Here is a 21,949-nt window from a genome sequence, read left to right on the forward strand (position 1 = left end):
AAGTTTATTCAAACAATTTTAGAAAATGCCATCTGGCCATTAAAGAAATAATTTAAATCCTGATGAAAACCAAACAGGAACTACGCTCTGCGTACAGACAGCTTAGGAAAAAGCTCAGCTCGGAACAGGTCAAGCAAAAATCCAAGGAAATATGCCGCCAAGTGGAAACTTGGTTAACTGAGAATCCAAATTTGGATCACTTTCATCTGTTTTTCCCGATTGACCGATTTAATGAGGTCAACACCTTTTATATAAAAGAGGTATTGGAAAATAAAGAAAAGGCAATCTACACCTCGCAAGTTCTCAAAGAAGAATTAGGGATGGAGACGCTGAAGCTTCCCAAGGATGCGGCATTTTTCCTAGACGAATGGGGAATTCCTGTTCCCCAAGAATCCATTATGGTGTCGCCCAATAAACTGCAGGTAGTATTTGTTCCACTTTTGGCCTATGACCAGAATGGAAATAGGGTGGGCTTCGGAAAAGGGTACTATGATGCTTTTTTGGCCACACTGTCTCCTGAGGTGATAAAAGTGGGGCTTAGCTTTTTCGAGCCAGAAAGTCAAATCATTCCTGAGGAACATGATGTGCGATTGACCATGTGTATCACTCCTGAAAAAGTGCTATTTTTCTAAATAACTTTAACTTGTATGAAAAAGGTCTTTTTTAGTTTCTTTTTACTTCTAAGTTTTTCATGTCTCAATCAAACCTTCGCTCAATACCAAATGCGGGGGTACAATACCATGGTAGGTTTTCGGGCGGGAACTTCATTTGGTGGTACAATCAAAAGATTTATTACCGATCATGATGCCATCGAAGCAATGGCTTTTAACAGATGGAAGGGATGGAATTATACCTTGCTCTATGTTCATCACATGAATGTGCGGGAGTTTCGAGGTATGGAGTGGTATTTAGGTGGAGGAGGCCACTATGGAATATGGAATGAACCCAAAGCCGAACCACCATGGGTATATAAAGGTACTACGGATTACAGAGCATATGGAGTAGATTTTATAGCTGGCTTGGAGTATAATTTCTATAATACCAATGTGTATTTGAGTTTTGATTGGAAGCCAGCATATAATTTTGTGGACTTCACAAAACTTTGGTGGGACGAAGCAGCCTTTACATTGAAATATTCCTTCTGAATTTAGAAAACCGGTTAAAAAATGAACCGATTTTTCATTTTTTAGCAATAAATAGTCTAAAAAATTGAAAAAATTGAATCAATTATTTTGAAAATTCTCTTTTAGTAAATTTTATTTTCATCAAATAGAATATTTTTAAAATAATCTTAGGCGAAAACATAAAAAGCCTAAGTTTTATACTTAAAAACCATCAAAAAATCTCATTTCCCTGAGTTTTGAATATTTTTTTCAGAAGAAAAATTTTTTTTAAAATGTTGAAAAATGACGGTTTTTCAAAATATTGTTTTGGTAATGTTAAAAAATCTAGCCTTTTGGGTTAATATTTGTTAATAATGATGGATCAAACCAAATAATTAGCTTTTAGGGCCATTGAAACGAATTTTTTACCGCTTTTGAAATTCAAGGCAAATAAATTTTCTTTACGGATCAACTAAACTAAATACCTTATGAGAAAAGCTTTACTCTTTGTTGTTGCGCTTTTCACCATGGCCCTCAGTTATGAGGTGTCGGCGCAGCAACGGGTAATTACCGGCAAGGTAATTTCCGAGGAAGACGGTCTAGGGTTGCCAGGTGCAACGGTTCTCGTGAAGGGTACGACAGTAGGTACTACCACCGATTTGGATGGTAATTACTCTATCAACGTACCGGCGGGTTCCGATGTGCTGATTTTCTCTTTTGTGGGACTTAAGTCCGCAGAAGAGGCAATCGGTAACCGGACTGTAGTCAATGTCACTCTGACGACTGACGCATCACAACTATCCGAAGTGGTAGTAACTGCGATCGGTATCGAAAGAGAGAAAAAAGCGCTGGGTTACGCAGTAACTTCGGTGGACAATGCTCAACTGGAGAACCGTCCAGAAGCAGACGTGGCCCGCGTGTTGCAGGGCAAGGTGCCTGGGGTTAACATTACCTCTACTAACGGTATGTCTGGTTCTGGTACAAACATGGTAATTAGAGGTTATTCCTCAGCTACCGGTTCTAACCAGCCATTGTTCGTAGTAGACGGTGTTCCTTTCAACACCTCAACTAACGCACAAAACGGATTTACCACAGGTGGTGCGACAACCTCTTCACGTTTCTTGGATATCGATCCAAACAACATCGAGAGCATGTCTGTATTGAAAGGTCTTTCTGCTACCGTTCTTTATGGTGACCAAGGTCGAAATGGTGTAATCTTGATTACAACTAAGTCTGGTGCTACCAAGAGAAAGGCTGCTGAAGTGACTATCAACCAGTCTGTATTTACAAACGAGGCTGCGTCTTTGCCTACTTACGGTCAAATCTACGGTAACGGATTCCAGCAAGCTCCAGGTTTCTTCTTCTCTAACTTCGGTCCGAGAATGGATACTGGTCTTACGATCAACCACCCTTATGCAGTTTCTTCCGTTGCTGCTATCCGTAATGCTTTCCCTCAGTTTTGGGTAAATGGTGTTGTAGGTGGTACACCAGTTCAATATGAATACAAAGCATATAAAGACCCTTCTGAGATTTTCTTCAGACAAGGTTTGATTTCAAATACGTCTGTTCAGGTTGCAGGTGGTTCAGATAAAACAGGATTCAATGCCAGCTTTGGTTATACAGACGAAGAAGGTTTTGTTCCTGGTAACAACCTACAGAAGTATAACTTCGGATTGGGTTTGAACTCCGCAATTTCCGATAAGCTTTCTGTGAACTCATCTTTCACGTTTGCTATCACTGACCTAGTTTCCCCTCCTGCAAACGCTTCTTACGGTTCAGGTAGTGATATCCCTTCAGTATTCGGACACGTTCTCTTTACTCCACGTTCAGTGGATTTGGAAAACCTTCCATTTGAGAACCCTGTGGACAGAAGTTCAGTATATTTCAGAGGTGGTAACGATATTACTAACCCAAATTGGTTAGTTAGATACTACAAGAATACCTCTGATGTAAGACGTTTCTTCAACTCCACTTCATTGAATTATGACTTCAACGACAACTTCTCCATGACGTATCGTTTGGGTCTTGATACGTACAATGAACTTCAGGAGATCATGTATAACAAAGGCGGTGCTACTGCAAACTTGGCAACCCGTAATGGTTATTACAGAACAGTTAACATCAACAACACCATCTGGAACCAAGATTTGATCTTGAATTGGAAGAAAGAATTTTCTGACAAGTTCGGTATGAGTGCTTTGTTGGGCGCTAACTCTCGTTACGACTCTTACATTCAGTCAGGTGTTGCATCTCAAGGTCAGTTGGCTTTCGGATTGTTCAGACACTCTAACTTTGCCAACTCTTCAAGTACTGATGCTTATTCAGGTGGAAACATGAACTATGGTGTTGATGAAAGAAGATATGGTGTGTACACTAACATTACGTTGGATTATTCTGACTATTTGTTCTTGAACTTGTCTGCACGTAATGACTGGACTTCAACTGTTGAAAAAGAAAACAGAAGTATTCTTTATCCAGGAGGTTCTGTTTCCTTCATTCCAACGACAGCATTTGACTGGAGATCTTCTACAGTAAATGATTTGAAATTGAGATTGGGATATGGTACTTCGGCTGGTTATCCAAGTCCTTACAGCACTCGAAACGTATTGGCTCAAAATGCTAGAGCTTTTGATAGAGACGGTGTGGTTACCACTACCCACTCAGTTTCCAACGTTTTGGGTAACCCTAATTTGAGACCAGAACTTCATGGTGAATTGGAGTTTGGTGTAGAAGGTGTGATGTTCAACAACAAATTGAGATTTGATCTTTCTTTGTATGAGAAAAATACACGTGACCTTATCACCCAGTCTCCAATCGACCCTTCAACAGGATTTACTTCAACTGCTCTAAACATCGGTAAGATCAGAACTCGTGGAGCTGAATTCCAAGCAACCGTTACTCCAGTTTCTACTGCATCCGGTTTTGAATGGAATTCTACCATTAACTGGGGCTTATATAGATCAGTTGTAATGGAACTTGGCGGAGGATTGGAAGAAGTAATTGTTGCTGGTTTCTCCAATGACGTTGCCAACTTTGCAATCCCAGGTCAACCATTCAACATTATTAAAGGTGTAGGTTTTGACCGCGCTCCTGATGGACAGCCAATTATTTTGTCAAATGGTGTTCATAAGCCAACAAATGAATTGGTTATCCTAGGTGATCCAAATCCAGCTTGGAATGGTTCATTCATCAACAGCTTTACCTTCAAAGGATTTACTTTGAGTGCTATGATGGAATACAGACACAAAGGTGTGGTATATTCCAACACAGTAACTGCGACTTTGGCTCGTGGTGTGACCAAAGACCCTGTAGCTGATAGAGAGTTGACATTCATCATGCCTGGTGTAAGACAAGATGGTACCAATGCTGACGGTACTCCTCGATACATTCCAAACGATTATCAAATTACTGCTGCTGACTACTTCTTCTCTGGTTATCAGGGAGCAACAGATGAGCCTAACGTATTCGATGGTTCTATGATTCGTTTGAGAGAGGTTTCCCTATCCTATTCTCTACCAAACTCTTTGATCTCGAAGACTCCATTCAAGAGAGCTTCTTTGGCATTGAGCGGTACAAACTTGTGGTTCTTGGCCCTTAACTTCCCACCAAACATGAACTTCGATGTGGACGTGTTGGGTACCGGTGTTGGTAACGGTCTTGGATTTGATTTCGTAACTGGACCTAGCTCTAGAAGATTGGGTGGAACGTTGACTCTTGCTTTCTAACCCCAAACTGAAATGACAATGAAAAGATTTATATATGGCTTGACGATGGCTGCCGGAATGGTATTGGCTACGTCATGTGCAGATAAACTGGATGAACTGTTAGAAAACCCAAATGCTGTTAACGCAACTACAGCATCTCCGGATTTCTTGTTGAACAGAATCCAGTTGGATTATCAAAGCTTATGGTTTGGAGTATCAGACCGTGGTGCTCGTTTGACTCGTATTATTAACCAAGGTGCTGCTCTTTATGAGTCAGCGTATACAGCTACTGCTACCAATGGCACTTGGTCAAATGCTTACGCTAATATCCTAGCTGATATTGACTTCCTTTTGCCTTTGGCAGAAACTTCAAACCTTCAGCGTCACTTGGGTATTGCGAAGACGATCAAAGCAATGGTATTGATGGACTTGGTTGATACCTATGGTGATGTGCCTTACTCTGAGGCCCTTGATCCTTCTAACTTTAATCCAAAAGTAGACAATGGTGCTGCTGTTTATGCTGCAGCTTTGGCTCTTTTGAATGAGGCTAATGGTCACTTTACAGTAGCCAATGCTGCAGGTACTCCAAACGATTACTTCTACAACAGAAACTATACTCGTTGGAATAAGCTTGTGAACACCATTAAGTTGAAGTACTATCTAAACACTCGTTTGGTGGATGCTGCTGCTTCTAGAGCAGGAATCAATGCTTTGATTGCCGGTGGTCAGCTATTAGCAAACGGAGATGATTTCGTGTTCAGATTTGGTACTACCAACGCTGACCCGGATTCTAGACATCCTAAGTTTGCCGGTCAGTATACTAACGGTGGTGGAGATTATCAGTCTACTGATTTCATGCATCATTTGACAGTAGAAAAAGGATTTGATGATCCTAGAACTAGATATTATCTGTACCGTCAAGTTTTGACAAATACAACAAGTGTAGATGAACAGGAATGTATTTCCCAAATTGCTCCTCCACAGTATCTAGTAGGTAATTTCCCTTATTGTAATCCTGCGGGAAATAGAGGCTATTGGGGTAGAGATCACTTGGATCCAGATGGTATTCCACCAGATGGTTTGAAGAGAACTGCTTATGGTCCATTCCCTTCAGGAGGTCGTTTTGATAACGATTCAGGTGCACCGGTAAGTAATATTAACCTTGGTATGAGAGGAGCAGGTATTCACCCGATCATGTTGGCTGCTTATGTGGACTTTATGTTGGCTGAAGCTGCTTTAACTCTTGGCACGACTGGAGATCCTAAAGTTCTTTTGCTTTCTGGTATCCAAAAGCACATGAACTATGTTAGAGCATTCGCAGTAGCTGGTGCAGAAGGTGCTTTAATCAATACCTTTGAACCTGCAGCGACTTTCACGGCCAGAATTAACAACTATCTTGCTTATGTTGGAAATCAATTTGATGCTCAGCCAAACGCAGACAAGAAGTTGAATGTGGTAGGTAGAGAATATTGGTTGTCTTTGTTCGGTAACGGTATGGAAGCTTACAACATGTACAGAAGAACAGGTAAGCCTGAAAGAATGCAACCAGCATTGGAAGAAAGACCAGGTCCGTTCGTTAGATCATTCTTGTATCCTCTTAACTACATGGTGACCAACGTAAATGCGGTTCAGAAACAAAATCTTGCGCAACAAGTGTTCTGGGATAAGAATCCTGCTTCACCTTGGATTTATTAACCAATTAATTTAGAAAAAATGAAAATGCTAAGATATAGTTTCGGCTTGTTGGCAAGTGCGCTCATCTTTCTAAGCTCTTGTAGAGATTTTGTAGAGCCTAATGTGCCTTACAAAGATTTCGATACTGGTGCTTATTTGAGAACCATTGCTAGAACAAGCACAACGTTTAACTTCTTCAACCTGCCAGGATCTAAGTTTGCGCTTACTCTTGAAGCTGTCGACATTGAAGATGGTAAGACTGTTCAAACGGTTGAAATCCGTGTACGTCACAGAAGATTGATACCTGGTGTTGGTCTTCGATATACTCCACAGAATGATGTGGTGGTTAAAACACTCCAAGCTTCTGATTTCCAGCCAAATGCAGACTCCAGATTCTTGAGGGCTTCATTTGAGGTAACAGCTGCCCAGGCTATTGCTGCGGTAGGTCTTACTGCTGCTCAAATTGAAGGTGGCGATGTGTTTGAATTTAGACTGGTATTGAATGATAAGTTTGGAAGAACTTTCTCATCAAACAACGTAACAACAAACGTTGCTGGAGCTCCGTTCTATAATTCTCCATTCCAATATCCAGTTTCTGTGATTTGTCCTTCTGATTTGGCTGGTACTTATCAGTTTGATGCACTCGAGACCTTCTGTGGAAAAACCTTCTCAGGTTCTACAGTTTGGACAGCAGTGGCTGCATCTCCAGGATCTTACACAGTATCTGATGGAACATTCGGTGCTTGGAATGCTTGTTATCCTGATCCTTGGGGTAACGGTAACGTAAGGATCAATGATGCTTGCGGTAGATTAACCATGACAGGTACTGATAAATACGGTGATAGCTACTCTATGACAGTAAAAAGTGTTACTCCTCAAGTTTTGACATTTGAATGGAAGAATACTTATGGTGAATTTGGTACTGTTGCTGTTAAGTCAAATGCAGGTAAACCTTGGCCTTCTTTGAGATAATTTAGGCCATAATTAAGTTTTAAAAAGCAACGTCGAAAGACGTTGCTTTTTTTTTAAGTACTTGGTAAATAATTAATATTTGGAAAAGCAAATAAGCAGTTTTTTTAAACGGGTCTTATCCCTTAGTTTTGTTTGTTCTCAAAAAATAACCATGGATAAATTCTCTTTCATAGCAAATGCTCATGTGTCTTACATTGATGAGCTTTATGCTTCGTACAAAAATGATCCAGCTTCAATAGACCCAAGTTGGAAGGAGTTTTTTGATGGCTTTGACTTTGCTCTAGCTAATTATGGTCAAGAAGAAAGTTCTTCTTTGCCTAAAAAGACTTCTGAAAGTGTTGTCCCTAATTCTATCAAAGCTCCTGGTTCCATCATGGATATGGAGTTTTTGCCGAAAGAAATTAAAGTCAGAGCCCTGATTCATGCTCACCGTTCCCGCGCTCACCTTAGATCCAAAACGAATCCAGTAAGGGAAAGAAGGGATCGTAGGGCAATGATTGATCCTGAAAATTTCGGATTGGGTCAAGAAGATATGAATACTGTTTTTCAGGCAGGGAATGAATTGGGTATCGGAAATGCAAAACTTTCTGAAATCATTTCGGCTCTGAAGACGATTTATGAGGGCTCGATAGGATTTGAATACCTCTACATTCGAGATCCAGAGATGTTGGATTGGTTTAAAGCTAAAGTTGAAAAGGAAGCATTAGCATTTAATCCTTCCAATGAGGAGAAGAAGCGAATTCTGTTCAAATTGAATCAAGCAGTTGTTTTTGAAAACTTCTTGCATACTAAATACCTTGGTCAAAAGCGTTTTTCACTAGAAGGAGGTGAAAGTACTATTCCTTTTTTGGATGCAGTCATTAATACATCCGCCCTTCATGGGGTAGAGGAAGTTATGATTGGTATGGCCCATAGAGGTAGGTTGAATGTTCTTGCAAACGTCATGGGGAAAACTTACGAACAAATTTTCTCTGAGTTTGAAGGAACTGCCAAGCCGGATTTGACGATGGGTGATGGTGATGTGAAATATCACATGGGGTATTCTTCTGATATCGTGACTCCAGATGACAAAAAGGTTCATTTAAAATTGGCCCCTAATCCTTCCCACCTTGAAGCAGTCAATCCTGTCGTAGAAGGATTTGTTAGAGCCAAAATTGATCACGAACATAAAGGAGATGCTAAAAAAGCACTCCCTATCTTAATACATGGTGATGCAGCAGTTGCAGGTCAGGGAATAGTCTATGAAGTAACCCAAATGGCAGGCTTAAAAGGTTACAACACAGGTGGTACTATCCACTTTGTAATCAATAACCAAGTTGGTTTCACTACCGATTTCGACGATGCCCGTACTTCCATTTATTGTACTGACGTAGCAAAAATCATAGATGCCCCAGTTATCCACGTGAATGGAGATAATGCAGAGGCAGTTGTTTTTGCTGCTAAACTAGCAGCAGAATTCCGTCAGAAATTCAGTAAGGATATTTTTGTGGACATGGTCTGCTACAGGAGACATGGTCACAATGAATCTGACGAGCCGAAATTTACCCAACCTGAGCTTTATAACATCATCTCTAAACATCCTAATCCTAGAGAAATCTATGTGAAGCGCTTGACCGAACGGGGAGATTTTGATGCGAAAATCGCTGCCCAAATGGATGAGGAGTTTAGACAATTGCTTCAAGACCGTCTTAACATGGTCAAAGAAAAACCGCTTCCTTATCAGGCGACCAAGTTTGAAAGGGAATGGGGAAGTTTGAGAAGGTCTAAGCCTGAAGATTTTGAACAATCTCCGGAGACATTTATCTCTCAGGATCAAATCGAAAAAGTAGCGGAGGCTATCACTTTTATTCCAAAAGGATTTAAGCCTATCAAGCAGATTGAAGCACAGATGAAGCAGCGAAAAGAAATGTTCTTTGAGACCAAAGAGCTAAACTGGGCTTCTGCTGAGTTGCTTGCTTACGGATCTTTGCTTTTGGAGGGAAAGACAGTCAGAATCACCGGTCAGGATGTGCAGCGTGGTACTTTCTCGCACCGACATGCCGTAATCCATGATGCCAATACCAATCAGCCTTTCAATTCCCTTAAGGAAATGCAAGACAGAAAGGGACAGTTTCACATCTACAACTCCCTGCTTTCTGAATATGCTGTGTTAGGCTTTGAGTATGGTTATGCCATGGCAAATCCTAATTCTCTGACTATCTGGGAAGGTCAGTTTGGTGACTTCGCCAACGGTGCCCAAACCATGATTGACCAGTTTATCTCTTCTGGAGAATCCAAATGGCAGAAAATGAACGGTATCGTGATGTTGTTGCCTCATGGCTATGAAGGTCAAGGACCAGAGCACTCCAATGCCCGTCCAGAGCGCTTCCTTCAACTTTCTGCGGAATACAACATGGTAGTGGCCAATATTACTGAGCCATCTAACTTCTTCCACTTATTGAGAAGACAATTGACTTGGGAATTCAGAAAGCCATGTGTAGTCATGTCGCCCAAATCACTATTGAGACATCCTAAAGTAGTGTCTCCAATCTCCGAGTTTACCTCAGGAAGATTCAGGGAAGTTTTACCAGATACCACAGTGGATCCAAAAGAGGTGAAACGGGTAATTCTTTGTACCGGTAAGATATACTATGACCTCGAGGAAGCAAGAGAAAGAGATAAGGTTAAAAATGTAGCCATTGTCCGTGTAGAGCAACTTCACCCGCTCCCTAAAAATCAGATTCTCGATGCTCTTAAACATTACAAAGGAGCAGAAGTAGTTTGGGTACAAGAAGAACCTGAAAATATGGGTTATTGGAATTACCTCCTTAGACTTTTGTATAAAGATCTTCCAATGAGCGTTATCGCTCGTAAGCCAAGTGCGTCTCCCGCTACCGGATACAATAAAGTACACGTCGAAGAACAAAAAACTATTGTTTCTCAAGCGTTGAAGCTTTAATCTTATAATGCCCCAGGTAAATGCTTGGGGCTCTTTCAAAAAAACAGTGTAAAACCTCCTTCTCACAAAATCCCGAAGGCAAAAATATATAACCATGAGCAAAGAAATGAGAGTACCTACAGTAGGGGAGTCAATTTCCGAAGTGACTGTAGGACAATGGTTTAAAAAAGATGGAGACCTTGTTCAATTAGACGAGGTACTCTGCGAGTTGGAATCAGATAAGGCAACATTCGAATTCCCTGCTGAGGCCAGTGGGATTCTCAGAATTAAGGCACAACCTGGCGATACGGTAGAAATTGGTGGATTGATCTGTGTAATCGAGGAGTCTGCTGGAGCTACTACATCCACACCAATAGCACAGCCAAGTGCTCCTGCCGCTCAGCCTGTAGCTACCGGAGGTGTTAAAGAAATGATTGTTCCAACAGTAGGTGAATCGATCACGGAAGTCACTTTGGCCAATTGGATCAAAAAAGATGGAGATTTTGTGACGCTTGATGAAATCATTGCTGAGGTTGATTCTGACAAAGCAACTTTTGAGCTTCCGGCAGAAGCAACCGGAATTCTAAGACATGTGGCTAAAGAAGGAGATGTGTTGGAAATAGGTGGACTTATCTGCAGAATTGAAGTGACTGAAAGTGGTGCTGCCCAAGCATCACCACCGGCTTCTACACCAGTTGCGGCAGTTGCTTCTGCTCCATCAAGTTCTTCTACGTATGCTTCAGGCCATGCTTCCCCTGCTGCATCTAAGATTTTAGCAGAAAAAGGAATTCAAGCTGCCCAAGTTTCCGGAACAGGAAAAGACGGCAGAATCACCAAAGAAGACGCCATGAGTGCCCAAAAACCAGCAACTGTTTCTGCTCCGACTCCTGCGGCAGCTAAACCCGCAGAATCGGTAGCAGCTCCAATCATTCCGGGTTCTAGAAATGTGAGAAGAGAAAAAATGTCTTCTTTGAGAAAGACTGTCTCTCGCCGACTAGTTGCTGTGAAAAACGAAACAGCCATGCTTACCACCTTCAATGAGGTAAACATGAAGCCGATCATGGATCTAAGGTCTAAATTCAAAGATCAATTCAAAGAAAAGCATGGAGTGGGACTTGGGTTTATGTCTTTTTTCACCAAGGCTGTTTGCGTGGCTTTGAAGGAATGGCCTGCTGTAAATGCGATGATCGATGGAAATGAAATTGTCTTCAATGATTTCTGTGATATTTCGGTTGCAGTTTCAGCCCCAAAAGGTCTGGTAGTCCCTGTGATCCGAAATGCAGAGTCCATGTCTTTTGATCAAATCGAGAAGGAAATCGTGAGGCTTGCGGGTAAGGCAAGAGACAACAAGCTTTCCATCGAAGAGATGACAGGGGGTACATTCACCATTACCAACGGAGGGGTTTTTGGATCCATGATGTCCACTCCAATCATCAATGCACCTCAGTCTGCGATTCTAGGAATGCATAATATCGTGGAGCGCCCAATTGCTGAAAATGGACAAGTGGTAATCCGTCCGATGATGTACATTGCCCTTTCTTATGACCATAGAATCATCGATGGAAGAGAATCCGTTAGCTTCTTGGTACGTGTGAAACAGTTGCTTGAGGATCCTACCAGACTGTTGTTTGGGGTGTAATTAAGTTCGATTTAGGAATTACGATTTACGAGGGGCTGGGTAAAACCGGTCCCTTTTTTAACAAATTTAGACCAAGACCATTGTCTTGCGTTTAGCTTCTAAAATCTAAAAATCATGTACGACGTCATAGTAATAGGTTCTGGTCCAGGTGGGTATGTGGCAGCTATTCGTGCTGCTCAACTCGGGATGAAAACCGCAATCGTAGAAAAATATTCCACCCTAGGGGGAACATGCCTCAATGTGGGCTGTATTCCTTCTAAGGCACTGCTGGATTCTTCCGAGCATTACCACAATGCCGCGCATACTTTTAAAACTCATGGTATCAACTTGAGTGATTTGAAGGTGGATTTACCACAAATGATTTCCCGCAAGGATGATGTGGTAAAGCAAAATGTAGATGGTATTCAGTTTTTAATGAAAAAGAACAAAATCGATGTGCATCATGGATTGGGCTCTTTTGTGGATGCCCACACTGTGAAAGTGACCAAAGAAGACGGTACATCGACAGACATTCAGGGGAAAAACATCATCATCGCTACTGGTTCTAAACCTGCTTCTTTACCTTTCATCAAGTTGGATAAGCAAAGGGTAATTACCTCTACCGAAGCACTCAAGATGAAAGAAATCCCCAAACACCTCATCGTCATTGGTGGAGGTGTGATCGGGATGGAGTTGGGATCGGTTTATGGTCGATTAGGAGCCAAAGTGTCGGTGGTTGAATTTATGGATTCTATCATCCCGACTATGGATAAAACCATGGGTAAAGAACTCCAAAAGTCTTTGAAGAAGCTTGGATTTGAGTTTTATCTGAAGCATAAGGTCACTGCAGTAGAAAATCTTGGTGACGAAGTAGTCGTGAAGGCTGATAATGGAAAAGGCGAGGTAGTGGAAATCAAAGGGGACTATGTCTTGGTTTCTATTGGCAGAAAGCCTTACACTGATGGACTTAATGCTCAAGCAGCTGGTGTGAAGGTTACGGAGAGAGGTCAGATCGAAGTAAATGATCACCTTCAAACTTCCGTATCACACATTTACGCGATAGGTGATGTGGTGAAAGGAGCCATGCTTGCTCACAAAGCAGAGGAAGAGGGGGTATATGTAGCTGAAACAATTGCTGGACAAAAGCCTCATATCAATTACTTACTTATTCCAGGTGTAGTATATACTTGGCCAGAAGTGGCAGCGGTAGGATATACCGAAGAGCAGCTGAAGGAGCAAGGAAGAAAATATAAGGCGGGCAAATTCCCATTCTTGGCTTCAGGACGTGCACGTGCCTCGATGGATACAGACGGATTGGTTAAGGTTTTGGCTGATGCTGAGACTGACGAGATCTTGGGTGTTCACATGATAGGTCCTCGTACAGCCGATATGATTGCCGAGGCAGTTGTTGCTATGGAGTTCCGTGCCTCTGCTGAAGATATTTCCAGAATGTCACACGCTCACCCTACTTATACAGAAGCATTCAAGGAAGCTTGCTTAGCTGCTACCGATAATCGTGCTCTTCACGTATAAATTTTAAATGATAATTGAAAAGGCCATTCTCTTTGCGGAGGATGGCTTTTTCGTTTTCTCAAAAAAATGGCTTAATTCCCGAATGAAGTTCAAAATAGCAATCTTGGGAGCTGGAAATGTAGCTTGGCACTTGGCTCCAGCATTGGAAGATGCTGGGCATGAGATTACGGAAGTTTATGCTCGGGATATTCAAAATGCGATTGGAATCACCGAGAGAGTCTATTCTGCGGAGCCAAAAGATGATTTGGACTTCTCGGAAAGCCGGGCAAAAATCTTTATTCTGACGGTAAAGGATTCGGCGATCTCTGAATTAGCTGACCAGGTGATTTTGCCAGAAGATAGTATTTTGGTCCATACTTCAGGCACCATGTCTTTGGAGATTTTGGGTTATAGCTCGGCCAGTTATACAGGGATTCTTTATCCTTTACAATCCTTCACAAAAGGGAAAAAGGTAGAGATGGATGAGGTTCCTTTTCTAATAGAGTCAGAGGATGAGGGTACATTGCAAAAGCTAAAGAAGCTTGCGAAAACCATATCTCCTTTGGTTTACCAAGTGCGATCCAGGGATCGGAAAGCTGTACACGTAGCGGCTGTATTTGGAAGTAATTTTACCAATCACATGATTCGCATCGCAGAGGAAATCATGCAAAGACAAGGTTTGGACTTCGAAATGCTAAAACCTTTGATTATAGAAACCTTATCTAAAAGTCTGCAGATTGGGGCAAAAAAAGCACAGACAGGACCTGCCATTCGAGAAGATTACGAAACCCTCGATGAGCATCATCGGTTTTTAGCTTATAATGAACAGCTGGCAGAAATCTATCGCCTGATCTCTCAGGATATCATTGATTCTTGACTGTAATTTTCAAATATTACCTAAAAAAACAAGCTTGTCTTTTTTGAAGAAAAATTTTGTAAAATTCTAATAATCTGAAATTTACCTTTGTAAAAATTTGACTTTCAGGATTTTTATAACTTAAATTCATCAATGTATCGGTGGACAGTGTTGGCAGACACTGCTTGATTTTTGAATTTCTTTTTTCTCACACTATAAACAATTTTGATTATGAGTTATGCAAATCGCACTCTCCGGTCCCTTCCTTTTGGCAGAATCATAAGCGGACCCATGGTAGCAGCCATTCAGGCGCAGGCACTGGCAGCCCAGTCTACAGTAAACTTCATCAAAGAAGTAGGATTCAAACGAACAGACGCAACCGCGGCTGCTGGCGAAACAGCAGATGCTGCAGGTGATATCGGGGAGATTCGAAATGTCACCTTTAAATTTAAAAGAAAAACTTCTGATGGAAGCAGTGCTAGTGGTACTACATCAGGTGCAGGAGAAGAGGTGGTAGAACTGACGGTCCCTTTGTTGACCATAGTTCCGATTCCTTATATCCGGATTGACGAGATGACCATCCAGTTTACAGCGAATATCACCGAACAGCAGGAGTTCAAAACGTCTGCATCAACGTCAAATAGTGTTTCTACAGACACGACTGTCAATTTTAAGGCTGGTTCATTCCTATCACCCGTATCAGTTAGTATGAATGCCAAAGTGTCTACAAGACACAATAGCAACGTGAATACTAGCTCCAGGGTGAATAACTCTACGCAATTTACCATTGATATCAATGTGAAGGCAGTTCAGGATGAAATGCCGGCTGGTTTGGCCAAAATTCTACACATCATGGAGCAAGCAATCCTAGAGCGTCCTGCTTCTTCCACTCCTCCTACTTCCTGATTTTTTAAACGTACTATTTCTATGAGTCAAATGAATCAGATCATTGCTTCATTGCTTAGTGATATTAATGAGGCTAAATCAAAAGCAGATGAGTCGTCAAGAAATCTCGCGCAGCTATATGCAGCAGATGAAATTTTGAGGTATTTCCCAGTGCCAAAAATCGGGATTCAAAATCTTGAAGTGGAAATCAAGTATGCTATAGAATCAGTCGAAGAAAAACCTGTACAAAGCAGTCAGTCTCAACAAAGGCTGACTGCCTTTATTCAAACTTTTTCGAATGATACAGCAAAAGAAATCCGAGCTGGCATAAGAAAAGCTATTCAAGAAAATGAATTGTACAAGAGCCTTGGTACTGCTTATCCTCCAGAAGCATGGGAAAAAAGCCTTTCCCAGTCAATAGAGGATGGATTTATGGGGATTTCAAGGGCTTCGGGTGATTTACAAAAAGCGATCAAAACTTCTTTTGAATCATTCGGTAAGGTTTTGCCTCAGTTTCTTCCGGTTGCTTATAAATCAGAATCTCTTGCGGCCATACCAAAGGTTTCTGGTGAATATCAGCTAGTGGGATTGGCGAAGGATGGTACTCCGGAATTTACAGTATCCAAATTATATACTTCAGAAAAAGAAGCATTGATCGATGCAAAAATCCTGAATACTTCGATTTCAACAAAGAAGCTTGAAATCGTTGAAACTAGGAAAGATACAGTAGCAAAAGTGGATCTGGCCAGGATCAAAACCGGAAATCAGGAGTTCATGATAGAAATGGATAGCCAAAAGGTAGGGGCAGTTCAGCCCAAAGCCTTTTTTGAAAGATCATTCTCTGAAAAAAGTACAGCTCTTAATACACCCATACGTATCGCACCTTCTTGGTTGAGTGGTAGGATTCCAACAGTAGGAACTCCCACTCCCCCCAGTAGTTCACAGCCTAGTGTCGAATTAAAAGAGGACGATGCATTAAAGGTCATTTCTGAAACAATTATGAAGAAACGCTTAGCTGATTTGGAGTTTGGGATATCTAAAATTTTGAATGAAAATAAAGCTACCACTATACAAGTAATGGTAGAAAGTGAAAAGTTGAAGCAACTGAAGCCGGAAAATTTAGCCACTATCAAGTTTTCTCTCAGTGCCCAAGACTTTACCATGATGGCTGATGAAAGTAAAAAATCAATTCTTTAACCTTACTTCCTATGATTACTCCACGTTTTATTTCTGATCTTTTGGGTGCCCCAATGGCGGCAGTTGTTCAGGCGGAAGCTATTGCGGCAAGAGCCACTGCAGACTTTATCAAGGAGGTTGGGTTTTCTAATGGAGGAGATGCTACTTCTTCAGATTACGGCACCGTAAGAAATATTTCTTTTACTTACAACCGAGTGAATCCGGATGGAACTTCCCAAAATGCAAGTATCACTGTCCCACTTTTAACCATCATTCCTATTCCTTCCTTAAGAGTTGCTGAGGCTGAAATAGAATTTGACTTAGCACTTACTCAGCCTGATATCCATACGAATGGCGGAGGAAGCTCCTCCTCAGGCAACCAGATTTTTGACCTTAGAAATCAGCTTAAGTTAAAAGGTATTTTGGCTAAAAAGCCTGTTCCAAATGCTCCTGCAACTTCCACGACAGCAAATATGACTGTCAAGATTAAGCTCGCTCAGGCAGAACCTACCCTAGGAATGGTACAGCTGCTCAATATTTTGGATAGTGCAAAAAAAGAATGATCATGTGGAATTGGTTGATAAAAATCAAAAACTGGATATCCGGTTTCTTTCAAAAGAAAGAAATTGGAGCTGTCAAATCAGCTGCAATTTCAGAGCGAACGCCAGAAGTAGAGATTTCAAGAGCTCCAGGCATCAATTGTCCAGAGTGCACTACCAGACTTGTAGTGAGTATCCAGCATCTTATCAGTCTTGAGCCAGTTGTTTGTCCTTCTTGCGGGCTTGAATTGCAGATCGATGCCCAAAAATCTCAAGGAGCTCTCGAATCCTTACGAAAGCTCCAGTCTGGGCTCAACCAAGCTGCAAAGGTCCGTCAAGAATCTCAATTGTAATCAGTGCTCCCAAGTACCAAACTTACCAGCTTGGTAATCTTGGTAAGCTTCATAAATCTGCTGTTGCGTATTCATTACAAATGGGCCTTGGGCAACCATGGGTTCGTTGAATGGCTTAGCATGGCCCAAGATCAAAATAGAATCTTCTAAGGCTTCTATTTCGATTGTATCTCCTGAATTGTCAAACTCTACCAAGTGGCGGAACATGATTTCCTCGCCGTTGACTTTCAATTCGCCTCTGACGATATAGAAAAATACGTTCTCATTACTAGTTATTTTTTTGTTGAACATACCGCCTTTTTCCAGATATATGGTACTCATCGTCAGCGGAAAAGTCCCTTCAAATGCACCATTGACCCCATTCCATTCCCCAAATAGTTGCTGGACCTTTATTTTGCCGCCAGCCATTTCAAATGCGGGAATTTCATCCTTTTGTAAGCCGATGTAGTTTGGGCTTACCATCTTTTTGGCTGCGGGCAGATTGAGCCATAGCTGAAGAATCTCGAGGTCTCCACCTTTTCGCTTGAATTCACTGCTGGAAACCTCTGCATGGATCAATCCTCGTCCTGCAGTCATGTACTGTACGCCTCCCGGGCCAACCACGGATTCATGCCCGGAAGAGTCTTTGTGCATGATATCGCCTTCCAAAATAAATGTGACCGTCTCCATTCCTCTATGTGGATGAGGTCCAAACGGAAGGCCTTGGTTTCGTTCAGGATACGTTTGAAAACCATGGTGATTTAAAAAAATAAAAGGATCAATCTGCTGAAGTGAACGTGTCGGAAGCGGGCTGTAGGTCACCAAATCGGCAATGGGGCGGTATTCAGCTTTATGGATTCGTTTGATTGGTCTCATGGTTATGGCAAATGATTGTATAGACATTTAATGTAAAATGAGCCAAAAAGGTTTGGATTCGATGAGATTTTACTTCAGTCTTTTATCTAACTCTAAAATGGTTTGCAATAAAACATTTGCTCCATTTGCGATGTCTTCTTTGCTCGAAAATTCTTCTGGGGCATGACTTATGCCGTCTTTACTCGGGATAAAAATCATCCCCATTGGAGCAATTCTTGCCATTTCTTGTGCGTCATGACCAGCACCACTGGGAAGGCTTTTGGTCGAAAGTCCCATTTTTTCAGCTTGATTTTTGATTATTTCCCTGATCATAGGATCTGCTAAGGCAGGTTTGCTTGCTACTTCAATTTGCTTGATTGCCAATTCGATTCCTCCTTCTGATGCAACTTCTTTGGCTCTCTGCTCTAGATCTTCATAGATTTTCCAGATTTTTTCAGAAGAAAGGTCCCTTATTTCCACATTCACCTTGACTTCCCCGGGGATTACATTTCCAGCACCGGGAAATGCTTGAATTTTTCCTACGGTGCCCACTTGACGGCCTTCGTAGCTCGTTACGATTTCATTTACCGCCAAAACCAATTTGGCAGCGGGAAGCATGGGGTCTTTTCTCATATTCATTGGCGTGGTACCCGCGTGGTTTGCTTTTCCTTTGAAAGTAAACTCCCACCACTCAATGGCTACAATACCTTCTACGACCCCAATGTCCAGTTTTTCATTGTAAAGATTTCCCCCCTGTTCGATGTGCAATTCCAGAAAGGCTGCTACATCACCAGGGTTTCTTTTCATTTCGCTGATTCTACTTGGGTCTCCTCCCAGCAGCTTGATTCCTTCAGCCTGCGTTACTCCGGCATTACTTTTTACCTGAAGGGCTTCTTCGCTCAATGCGCCTACGATTGCCCGACTACCGACGACTCCGCCTTCCTCATTGGTAAAGATGATCACTTCCAAGGGGTGGTCTGTTACTATTCTGTTTTCTGATAGCGTATGAATTACTTCTATGGCCCCCAAAGAACCAACAGGGCCATCATAATCTCCTCCATTAGGCACTTCGTCGATATGCGATCCAAATGAAATGGGTTTCATTGATGGGTTTTTTCCAGATTTTTTACCAATAATGTTTCCTGCAAAGTCTACCGAGATTTCAAGACCAGCTTTTTGCATCAAATCTTTGATAAATTTTCTAGCCTCCACATCATGAGTGGAATAAGCCACTCGATCCGATCCACCCTGAGCGTTTTTGCCAAAAGAGGCGAGCGTCATCAAGTTACTATGAAGACGATCAGGGTTAGTCCTTGGAGTTTGGGCCAGCAGATTTTCCGTTAAGAAAAGGGATACTGCAGTAGCAAGGAGGAAATATTTCATTGGGGATGAATGATTGTTTTTTAAAGAATGCATTAAAAAAGTCCTTCTGTAAAGAAGGACTTTGGTATTTATTTAAGCCAAGCAAGCCGGACTTCGTCAGGGGCTTTCATTCGATCGGCGAGCCTCATGTAGCGGTCTGCAAGATTTGCCAAGTAATCTTGAGCTTTTGTCGCCACAGCGTCTAGACCGGTAAGTGTTTCTATTTTCCAAAACTCTACCAAGTGCTCAATGATTCTGGCATAATCCCAACCCGTATAGATTCCTACTTTTTGAGTGATTTCCGAAAAATCCTTGTAAATGCCTGGCTTAGGACCGCCTTCACCCATCAAGACCGCGGGCATTACGATTTGCTTTCTCATCATTTTTTCAAATGCTTTGATCGCACCGCTAGGGTCAATGTCGAAGATATTGGACATAAAAGTCTTGTAGGCCTTTTCGTGTCGAGCCTCATCACCTGCTATCGTCTTACAAATTCTTGAAAGGACATGATCTCCGGCTTTATCAGCTAGTTTCCCAGTATTGACATGGGAGATTTTGGTTGCTCTTTCTTGAAAAGAAGTGTAGATCATAGCTTGGTAAGGATCTGCATCGGTGTTAGCATCAAATCCATTTGCGATTAGTCTATGAATGGTTCGCTCTACTGCACCCATGTCAACTCTTCCTGTGAGGTAAAGATACTTGTTGAGTAAGTCTCCGTGTCTGTTTTCTTCCGCTGTCCAAGTTCTTGACCATCTTACCCAACCCGAAGGAGAAATGAGAGAACGCTCTTCATTTATCCCTTCAAGTAAGTTGAAATAAGTTTGATAGGAGGGGAGTGCTTCCTCTGTGATCATATTGCCGATCAATGAAGTCAGAACTGTATCGGGAATGCCCTCTGCTCTTTGTTGCAGAAGTTTAATATCTTCAAATGCTTCAGGATTGGAAAGGTCTGGTAAAAAATCAGAAGGTTGCCAACACTTTTCCGGATCGACCAAAATGTTATCCACCGCATCTCCAACCAGTTGATCGAGTTGGGAGATGACTTCCATGTTTTTTTCTAATTCGTAATTGATTTCGCCTGATTTCATGCGGGTACTGGTTAATCCAAGTGGAAATACTTGGACAGTTTGATTTTTAATATCCAGAAAGGTAAGGACAAATCCTCGCATTAAGTTTATAAATATTTGGACTTATGGATTCGATTCCATGAATGGCATTTTTTCTAATCCATAAAAAAACCTCCCGAAGGAGGCTTGGTGCTGAAGTCGCTTAGTAATCAAGTTTGTACGCGGCGACTTTATTTTTATAAAATGTGGGCACATAGACAATTTTTTCAGCAGCGTTGTACCCAATGTCGGCCGTGTTAGATTCAGCAGCTTTGGTATCTAGTATCATGGTTTGGGTAGAGTCGCTTGCAAACCAAATTTCCCCGATCCATCTGGAAGCCACAAAATTTCCATCTCCCAAGATCACCAAACCATCTCCACCAGTTACTTGACTATTTACCACAATGGTTGTTCCATCTGCATTCCACTTTTTCAGTCCGCTGGCATCCAAGCCGTAAATCGTTCCGTCAGCAGCAACAGCTATTCCATTGATTGATTTATTTCCTTCGGAAATAGTAGAAATAGTTCCATTTGCAAAGGAGTGAACTTTGCCGGTATTCATATCTGTGAAATACACGGTACCGTTGTGAGCAGCGACATCATTCAGGAATTGAGCTCCATCTACTTTCCACTTGTTTGAAATCTTAGCCGTAGCGATGTCGATTTCCACCAATTCATCGATATCCGTCACATACAGTTTGCCATTGGAAATAGCCATTCCCTTGGGGGCATTCAGTCCCGTGACCCAAGCTGGATTGAGGATTTTGCCCTCTTTCGAAAGAATAGCAATCGACCCTTTGCCATCTTTTTGCAGGGGATCTTGTCCTTCAATATTGGATACATAGAGATTTCCGGATTCGGCATCAAACAACACGGATTCATTGGTCATGAGCGAATCCGCCGACTCCCAAAGTAAAGTGAGTGTAGGAGTTTTTACCTCTTCCACGATTTCTACAACTTCTGGCTTTTGAGGGCCACATCCCACGGTTAGGATTGCAGCAGATAAGAATGCGACGAGAGAAAATTGAATGTTTGTTTTCATGAGCATTGCGATTGGTAATGTTGTTGGTCTGATATTTAAGATGAATTTCAGAATAAAATCCTGAAGGATTCCATTATGTTTTTTGAATGTTTCAAAAATTAGTCTGAAGGGCAAGTCTTGCCGATTAAAATTAGGTTTTGGGAGTTGTGAAAATTTGCCATCAGTGGATTTTTAGGGGAGTGTTCACTAAACTGTGTCAGTTTGGTTAAATCGATCTTCAAAGTAAGCGATTAGGTCTTTTCTAATTGATGGCCATGCGAAGATGGTTCCGTTCCATTTTGTCTGAGCGTTCATGG

17 protein-coding genes are annotated in these 21,949 nt (G+C 41.7%); 13 read left to right on the forward strand and 4 right to left on the reverse strand.

Annotated elements, in window-relative coordinates; genetic code table 11:
* Window positions 1-62 precede the first annotated feature (62 nt).
* The 13 genes from ACFPIK_RS17545 (at window position 63) to ACFPIK_RS17605 (ending at window position 17,309) form a co-directional block, all read left to right on the forward strand.
* Window positions 63-632, forward strand: coding sequence for a 5-formyltetrahydrofolate cyclo-ligase (locus ACFPIK_RS17545; protein ID WP_377917661.1), 570 nt, complete (start codon window positions 63-65; stop codon window positions 630-632).
* A 15-nt stretch (window positions 633-647) separates the two neighbouring features.
* Complete coding sequence (locus ACFPIK_RS17550) at window positions 648-1,145, forward strand: hypothetical protein (RefSeq protein WP_377917663.1); 498 nt, start codon at window positions 648-650, stop codon at window positions 1,143-1,145.
* Window positions 1,146-1,591: 446 nt separating this feature from the next.
* Entirely contained in the window at window positions 1,592-4,828 is a 3,237-nt protein-coding gene (locus ACFPIK_RS17555; protein WP_377917665.1) for a SusC/RagA family TonB-linked outer membrane protein, read from the forward strand.
* A gap of 18 nt (window positions 4,829-4,846) precedes the next feature.
* Window positions 4,847-6,502, forward strand: a complete 1,656-nt coding sequence (locus tag ACFPIK_RS17560; protein ID WP_377917667.1) for a SusD/RagB family nutrient-binding outer membrane lipoprotein — start codon at window positions 4,847-4,849, stop codon at window positions 6,500-6,502.
* Between the two features lie 18 nt (window positions 6,503-6,520).
* Window positions 6,521-7,453 (forward strand): hypothetical protein, encoded by a 933-nt coding sequence (locus tag ACFPIK_RS17565; protein ID WP_377917669.1) that lies wholly within the window; start codon window positions 6,521-6,523, stop codon window positions 7,451-7,453.
* A gap of 151 nt (window positions 7,454-7,604) precedes the next feature.
* Complete coding sequence (locus ACFPIK_RS17570) at window positions 7,605-10,391, forward strand: 2-oxoglutarate dehydrogenase E1 component (RefSeq protein WP_377917671.1); 2,787 nt, start codon at window positions 7,605-7,607, stop codon at window positions 10,389-10,391.
* A 94-nt stretch (window positions 10,392-10,485) separates the two neighbouring features.
* Window positions 10,486-12,009, forward strand: a complete 1,524-nt coding sequence (gene odhB, locus ACFPIK_RS17575; protein WP_377917673.1) for a 2-oxoglutarate dehydrogenase complex dihydrolipoyllysine-residue succinyltransferase — start codon at window positions 10,486-10,488, stop codon at window positions 12,007-12,009.
* Between the two features lie 114 nt (window positions 12,010-12,123).
* Complete coding sequence (gene lpdA / locus ACFPIK_RS17580; protein ID WP_377917675.1) at window positions 12,124-13,521, forward strand: dihydrolipoyl dehydrogenase; 1,398 nt, start codon at window positions 12,124-12,126, stop codon at window positions 13,519-13,521.
* Window positions 13,522-13,603: 82 nt separating this feature from the next.
* On the forward strand, window positions 13,604-14,377 hold the full coding sequence (locus ACFPIK_RS17585) for a Rossmann-like and DUF2520 domain-containing protein (RefSeq protein ID WP_377917677.1): 774 nt from the start codon (window positions 13,604-13,606) through the stop codon (window positions 14,375-14,377).
* A gap of 210 nt (window positions 14,378-14,587) precedes the next feature.
* Entirely contained in the window at window positions 14,588-15,262 is a 675-nt protein-coding gene (locus ACFPIK_RS17590; protein WP_377917679.1) for a DUF2589 domain-containing protein, read from the forward strand.
* Window positions 15,263-15,292: 30 nt separating this feature from the next.
* On the forward strand, window positions 15,293-16,438 hold the full coding sequence (locus ACFPIK_RS17595; protein ID WP_377917681.1) for a hypothetical protein: 1,146 nt from the start codon (window positions 15,293-15,295) through the stop codon (window positions 16,436-16,438).
* A gap of 11 nt (window positions 16,439-16,449) precedes the next feature.
* Window positions 16,450-16,980: a DUF2589 domain-containing protein gene (locus ACFPIK_RS17600; RefSeq protein ID WP_377917683.1), complete on the forward strand. Its 531-nt coding sequence runs from the start codon at window positions 16,450-16,452 to the stop codon at window positions 16,978-16,980.
* A gap of 2 nt (window positions 16,981-16,982) precedes the next feature.
* The gene (locus tag ACFPIK_RS17605) at window positions 16,983-17,309 is read left to right on the forward strand and encodes a hypothetical protein (protein WP_377917685.1); all 327 of its coding nucleotides are present in this window, start codon (window positions 16,983-16,985) and stop codon (window positions 17,307-17,309) included.
* On the opposite strand, the gene ACFPIK_RS17610 is transcribed toward ACFPIK_RS17605, so the two are convergent.
* The 4 genes from ACFPIK_RS17610 to ACFPIK_RS17625 form a co-directional block, all read right to left on the reverse strand.
* The gene (locus ACFPIK_RS17610) at window positions 17,310-18,164 is read right to left on the reverse strand and encodes a pirin family protein (protein WP_377917687.1); all 855 of its coding nucleotides are present in this window, start codon (window positions 18,162-18,164) and stop codon (window positions 17,310-17,312) included. It abuts the gene before it with no gap.
* A gap of 69 nt (window positions 18,165-18,233) precedes the next feature.
* Window positions 18,234-19,526, reverse strand: a complete 1,293-nt coding sequence (locus ACFPIK_RS17615; RefSeq protein WP_377917688.1) for a Zn-dependent hydrolase — start codon at window positions 19,524-19,526, stop codon at window positions 18,234-18,236.
* A 68-nt stretch (window positions 19,527-19,594) separates the two neighbouring features.
* Window positions 19,595-20,593: an acyl-ACP desaturase gene (locus tag ACFPIK_RS17620; protein WP_377917694.1), complete on the reverse strand. Its 999-nt coding sequence runs from the start codon at window positions 20,591-20,593 to the stop codon at window positions 19,595-19,597.
* A 181-nt stretch (window positions 20,594-20,774) separates the two neighbouring features.
* Window positions 20,775-21,653 (reverse strand): NHL repeat-containing protein, encoded by an 879-nt coding sequence (locus ACFPIK_RS17625; RefSeq protein WP_377917690.1) that lies wholly within the window; start codon window positions 21,651-21,653, stop codon window positions 20,775-20,777.
* Window positions 21,654-21,949 lie beyond the last annotated feature (296 nt).

Source organism: Algoriphagus aquatilis (assembly GCF_042657405.1).
GTDB classification, from domain to species: Bacteria; Bacteroidota; Bacteroidia; order Cytophagales; family Cyclobacteriaceae; genus Algoriphagus; species Algoriphagus aquatilis.